This window comes from Rhodoplanes roseus, from assembly GCF_003258865.1.
Classification (GTDB): domain Bacteria; phylum Pseudomonadota; class Alphaproteobacteria; order Rhizobiales; family Xanthobacteraceae; genus Rhodoplanes; species Rhodoplanes roseus.
The window spans coordinates 1-5,988 of sequence record NZ_NPEX01000328.1 but is presented as its reverse complement, the minus strand read 5'-3'; the positions used below and the strand labels follow the sequence as shown (position 1 = coordinate 5,988).

Sequence of the window (5,988 nt, the reverse complement as noted above, 5' to 3'; positions counted from 1 at the left end):
GCGCACCGCCGAGACCACGTGCCGCGGGAACCTTCCGCCGGCGAGACGCCGCCCGGTCAGAACGGCACGGCGGCGCGCCCGCGGAAACTCCAGATCTGGGTCTCGCCGCCGAGCCCGCCGAGCTCCGCCCCGACCGATACCGCCGCCCCGCCGGCGAAACGCGCCGCCAAGCCGCCGGTCGCCCGCGCCGACCAGCCGTCCAGCAGCGGCACCGAGGCGAGCGCCGGCGCCCCCTCCAGTGCGATCGCCTCGGCGTCGTCCTTGGTGAAGTAGTAGTCGGCGTAGAGCCCCGCATAGGGCGTCAGCGTCACCTCGGGGCTGTAGAACCACGGCCAGGCGACCTTGACGCCGGTCGAGGCGCGGCCGGTGAAGAAGGTGCGCTCCGCCTGCGGCGTGCCGAGCGTGTCGGTGTAGGCGCCCTGGCGCTCCCACAGGCCGTAGATCTTGGCCGACGGCTCGATCGCCATGCCCCACGCCGTGGTGTTGCCGGTCAGGCCGCCCGAGACGAGCCAGCGGCGGCCGTCGAAGCCGCCCGCCGCGGCGCCCGACGCTCCGTCGTAGCCGAGCCCGGTATAGGCCACGGCGGCGTCGAAGCGCAGCCCGGCGGCGAACCGCCAGCCGAGATAGGATCCGGCCGTCCACCCGTCGCCCTTCAGGCGGCTGTTCAGCGTCTCGGAGCGATAGTCGAAGCTCTCCCAGCCGCCGACCACGCCGACCAGCAGGTCCGGGGTCAGCCGCCGGGTCAGGCCGAGCAGCGCGTTGACCTGGGTGCCGGACAGCGGCGAGGGCGTCGCGCTGCTCTGGTTGAGGCTGCCGACGCCGGCGCCCCGGATCTCGGCCCACATCAGCCAGTCCTTCGGCTCGGCCCGCCGTGCCGCCGCCTTGGCCGGCATGGCGCCGCGGTCGATCGCCGCGAAGGCGTCGTCGATGCGCGACCGGCCGCCCGCCGCGCCGCGGCCGCCTTGCGGCGCCGCGGAGGCATAGGCCGAGGCGGTGCCGCCGGGGGGCAGGCGCGGGTCGGCGTCGCTCTCCGGGTCGGGCTCGGCGCCGAAGTTGAAGCGCAGCCCCATGCCGCTCGGGCTGATCAGGGCGCCGCCGCCGGAAAATCCTTCGGCGATGGCGGAGTCGATCGCGCCGGTGATCGCCGCGCCGGAGTTTTGGGCGATCGTCCGGGTGGCGACGATCTGCATGGCGCGCAGGCGCAGGCTGTCCTGCGGCGTGCCGATGTCCTGCACCAGCGCGGTCGAGGTGCTGGCCGCGTACACGGCGCTGCCGGAATAGACCCCCGTGATGGTGTGCTTGCCGATCTTCAGGCCCGTGGTGGTGAGCGCGGCGGTACCGCCCACGAGCGTCGCGGTGCCGATGGCGACGCCGCCGTCGTTGAACGTGATGGTGCCGGTCGGCGTCCCGGCCGGTCCGCTCACCGTCGCCGTGAAGGTGACGGGCTGGCCCGCCTCGCTCGGGTTCTTCGACGAGATCAGCGACGTGGTCGTCGCCGCCTGGCCGACCGACAGCGTGAAGGTGGCGCTCGCCGAGGCGCTGTTGGTGTCCGTGACCGTCACCGTGAACGTGGCCGGGGCGAGCGTCGTCGTCGGCGTTCCGGTGATCTGGCCGGTCGTGATGTTGAACGCGAGGCCGGTGGGCAGGCTCGGGGCCACCGCATAGGCGAGCGTCCCGGTCCCGCCGGAGCCGGTCACCGGGGTGAACGGCGTCGCGGCCTGGCTGATGATCAGCGCCGTCGTCGGGATCGCCGTGGTCGCCACCACGGCGCCGTTGACGGTCAGGCTGAAGGTCGCCGTGGCGGTGGCGTTGTTGGCGTCCGTCACCGTCACGGTGAACACCGTCGCCGCGATGGGGGCGGTCGGCGTGCCCGAGACCTGGCCGCTGGAGGCGTTCAAGGTCAGGCCGGCCGGCAGGCTCGGCGACACCCCGTAGGACAGCGGCGCCGTGCCGCCGGAGCCGGTGACGGGCGTGAACGCCGGCGCAGCCTGGCCGGCCGTCAGCGTCGTCGCCGCCACCGCGGTGGTCGCCGTCACGGCAGAGTTGACCGTGAGGCTGAAGGTGTTCGACGCGGTCGCGCTGTTGGCGTCCGTCACCGTCACGGTGAACACCGTCGCCGCGAGCGTGGCGGTCGGGGTTCCCGAGACGGCGCCGCTCGCCGGGTCGAAGGCGAGCCCGGCCGGCAGCGCCGGCGCGATACCGTAGCCGAGCGGCGAGGTGCCGCCGCCGCCGGTCACCGGCGTGAACGCCGTGACGGCGGTGTTCTGGGTCAGCGACTTCGCGGCGATCGCCTGGGTGGCCGTGACGGCGCCGTTGACGGTCAGGCTGAACGTGGCGGTCGCGCTGGCGTTGTTCACGTCCGTCACCGTCACGGTGTAGGTGGTCGCGGCGCTGGTCGCGGTCGGCGTGCCGGTGACGATGCCGGTCGCGGTGTTGAAGCTCAGGCCGGGCGGCAGGGTGGGAGACACGCCGTAGGACAGCGGCGTGGTGCCGCCCGAGCCGGTCACCGGCGTGAACGAGGCCGTGGCGGTGTTCACCGTCAGCGTCTTCGACGCCACCGCCTGGGTCGCCGTGACGGCGCCGTTGACCGTGAGGCTGAAGGTGTTGCTCGCCGTCGCGCTGTTGGCGTCCGTCACCGTCACGGTGTAGGTCGTCGCCCCGCTCGCGGAGCTCGGCGTTCCCGAGATCGCGCCGCTGCCGGTGTCGAACGACAGGCCGGCCGGCAATGCGGGAGACACGCCGTAGGACAGCGGCGCCGTGCCGCCGCCGCCCGTCACCGGCGTGAACGGCGTCGCCGCGGCGTTGGCCGTCAGGGTCTTCGAGGGGATCGCCTGGGTCGCCGTCACGGCGCTGGCGACGGTCAGGCTGAACGTGTTGCTCGCCGTGCTCGCGTTCGCGTCGGTGATGGTGACCGTGTAGGTCGTCGCGCCGCTGGTGACGGTCGGCGTGCCCGTGACGGCGCCGGTGGTCGGCGACATCGACAGGCCGGTGGGCAGCGCCGGGGCCACCGCGTAGCCGAGCGGCGGCGTGCCGCCCGCGCCGGTCACCGGCGTGAACGAGGTCGCGGCGGCGTTCTGGGTCAGCGTCTTCGAGGCGATCGCCTGGGTCGCCGTGAGGGCGCCGTTGACGGTCAGCAGGAACGTATTCGAGGCGCTGCCGCCGTTGGCGTCCGTCACCGTGACCGTGTAGGTGGTCTGCGGGCTCGCCACCGTCGGCGTTCCGGAGACTTGCCCGTTGGCGGTGCTGAAGCTCAGCCCGGCCGGCAGCGTCGGCGAGATGCCGTAGGTGCGCGGCAGGGTCCCGCCGCCTCCGGCCACCGGGATGAACGACGTGATGGCATGATTGACCGTCACGGTCGCCGCGCTGACGGACTGGGTGGCCGTGACGGCGCCGTTGACGGTGAGGCTGAAGGTGTTGCTGGCGGTGGCGCTGTTGGTGTCCGTCACCGTCACGGTGAAGGTGGCGGCCGCCAGCGTCGCGGTCGGCGTGCCGGTGATCTGGCCGTTCGCCGTGTTGAAGCTCAGTCCGCTCGGCAGCGACGGCGCGATGGCGTAACCGAGCGATCCGGTGCCGCCGCTGCCCGTGACAGGCGTGAAGGCGGTCGCCGCCGTGTTCTGGGTCAGCACCTTCGACGCGACCGCCTGGGTGGCCGTGACGGCGCTGTTGACGGTCAGGCTGAACGTGTTGCTGGCGGTCGCGCTGTTGGCGTCCGTCACCGTCACCGTGTAGACGGTCGCGCCGCTGGAGGCGGTCGGCGTGCCGGTGATCTGGCCGTTCGCCGTGTTGAAGCTCAGTCCGCTCGGCAGCGAGGGAGCGACGCCGTAGGTCAGCGACGCCGTGCCGCCGCCGCCCGTCACCGGGGTGAACGCCGTCGCGGCGTGGCCGGCCGTCAGGGTCGTCGATGCGACGGCCTGGGTGGCCGTGACGGGGCCGTTGACCGTGAGGCTGAACGTGTTGCTCGCCGACGCGCTGTTGGCGTCCGTCACCGTCACCGTGAAGGTGGTGGCCGCCAGCGTGGCGGTCGGCGTGCCGGAGATCGCGCCGGAGCCGGTGTCGAAGCTCAGCCCCGCCGGCAGCGACGGTGCGATGCCGTAGGTCAGCGGCGCCGTGCCACCCGAGCCGGTGACGGGCGTGAACGAGGCCGTCGCCTGGTTCTGGGTCAGCGCCTTGGAGGCGATCGCCTGCGTCGCCGTCGGTCCGGTGACGCTCAGCTGGGTCGGCGTGGTCGCGGTCGAGCCGGTCAGCGGGCCCGACGCCGAGACGACGCCGGTCGTGTAGGAGTAGCTGCCGGCCGTCGTCCCGGTCACGGTCAGCGTCACGGTGCAGCTCCCGCTCGCCGCGATGCTGCCGCCGGAGAGGCTGAGGCTGCCGCCGCTGAGCGTCGCCGTGCCGCCGCTGCAGGTGGTGGCGGGGCTGCTGCCGGTCAGCCCGGCCGGCAGCGCGCTCGCGGCCACCGCGACGCCGGACAGCGCAGTCCCGCTGTTGGGGTTGGTGATGGTCAGCGTCAGGGTCGAGGACCCGCCGGTGCCGATCGCGGTCGGCGAGAACGCCGCCGCGATGGTCGGAGAGGAGAGATTGGCCGGCAGGTTGCTGATGTTGACCGTGAAAGAGGCCGTGGCGAAGCCATAGATGTAACTAAACGCGTCCGACCCCGGCGCATAATACATCGTGAACTGGTCGCTGCCGCCGGTCTCCCCGGCGTTGAGCGACGTGATCTTCACCCGGTAGCTCTTGGCGTAACTGTCGGAATCAATGCCCCCACCCGCCATGGTCACCTGGTAGGTGGCCTTCGATCCGGTGAAAGTTCCTGCATCGCCAGCGGTGCTCACGATGCCACCGGTCCCGGACACCGGATAGTTGTTCGTGACGTCCGCGTTGAAGGTTTGATAGAGCCCGGTCACGATCGCCGCGCAGTTTCCCTCCAGCGAGAAGACGACACCGGAGGTGCTGGTCGTCTCTCCCGTCATGTCGACCGTCGCCGTCGCCGTACAGGGGCTGGCCGGCGCTTGGCCAGCAAGTGCCGGAGCGGCTGACAGGACGTTGGCCGCGACCCAGGCGACCATGCCGAGGGTCAGGATCAGGAGTGCCCGGACGGCCCGTCCTGGCGTGACGTGACGTCCCGCAGTGCCGCCCGATGGCGTCGGGCCGCGCCGGGAGGCGATGCCCGACCGGCAGCGCGCAAACATCAGGCGAAGACTCGCGACCATGGCCCAGCTCGCGGTTCGAGTGGCGTTTCGCCGCCGCGCCAAGCCGACCGCGAGGGACGCTCCGCTCACGAGCTTCGAAGCGGGTCCTGCTCTCGGAAAGCGCGAGACGTGCGGCGATGAACGCTGCGGTGGTGCATAGCAGCCGAACCTCCTGACGACCGCAAGGCTATGACGGGCCATTACGGGTTAATTTCTGGGAATCCGGTCCGCTTCTCCCGGTTGCGTGGCGGATGAGCCACAACGCCCCGGGCCATCCTCCACGTCCGGCCTGAGACCGTCGCGCGCTGCTCGCCATGATGGTGAATGTCTTGACAATCGCCGGAGGATAGAAATACCGTTACTCCCGGTTGCGTAGAACGTAGGCCTTTTTGCAACCTTCAGCCCCCGGTGTCCTATGCCGCTGACGCCCTTCGTCGGACAAATCATGCCGGCCGCCTTCGGGCTCGTCCCAAGGGGATGGGCCTTGTGCGACGGCAGTCTGCTCTCGATCCAGTCGAACCAGGCGCTCTTCGCCCTGCTCGGCACCACGTTCGGCGGCGACGGGAGAAGCACCTTCGGGTTGCCCGACCTGCGCGGGCGCGCCGTGCTGGGGAGCGATCTCGCCAGCGTCCCGTGGGGGCAGGTCGCCGGGACCGAGACCGTGACCGTGACGGTCGATCAGCTCCCGAGTCACACCCATGTCGTCTCGGCCTCGACGACGGCGGGCACCGGTCGGGGCTCGGCGCCGAACGGGAACCTGTTCGGCATCAACACCGCGTCGCCGGTCGCGATCTTCGCGACC

2 protein-coding genes are annotated in these 5,988 nt (G+C 71.8%); one reads left to right on the top strand and one right to left on the bottom strand.

Features of this window, described 5'->3' with window-relative positions:
• Positions 1 to 56: 56 nt before the first annotated feature.
• On the bottom strand, positions 57 to 4,967 hold the full coding sequence (locus CH341_RS27235; protein ID WP_245431275.1) for a putative Ig domain-containing protein: 4,911 nt from the start codon (positions 4,965 to 4,967) through the stop codon (positions 57 to 59).
• 664 nt (positions 4,968 to 5,631) lie between these two features.
• Between CH341_RS27235 and CH341_RS27230 the strand changes: the two genes are divergently transcribed.
• A partial coding sequence (locus tag CH341_RS27230) for a phage tail protein (RefSeq protein ID WP_245431274.1) occupies positions 5,632 to 5,988 on the top strand: 357 nt, incomplete at its 3' end.

Excerpts from the sequence above, each read along its gene's own strand:
- CH341_RS27235 (WP_245431275.1), bottom strand. The coding sequence starts at position 4,967 with ATGACGGGAGAGACGACCAGCACCTCCGGTGTCGTCTTCTCGCTGGAG.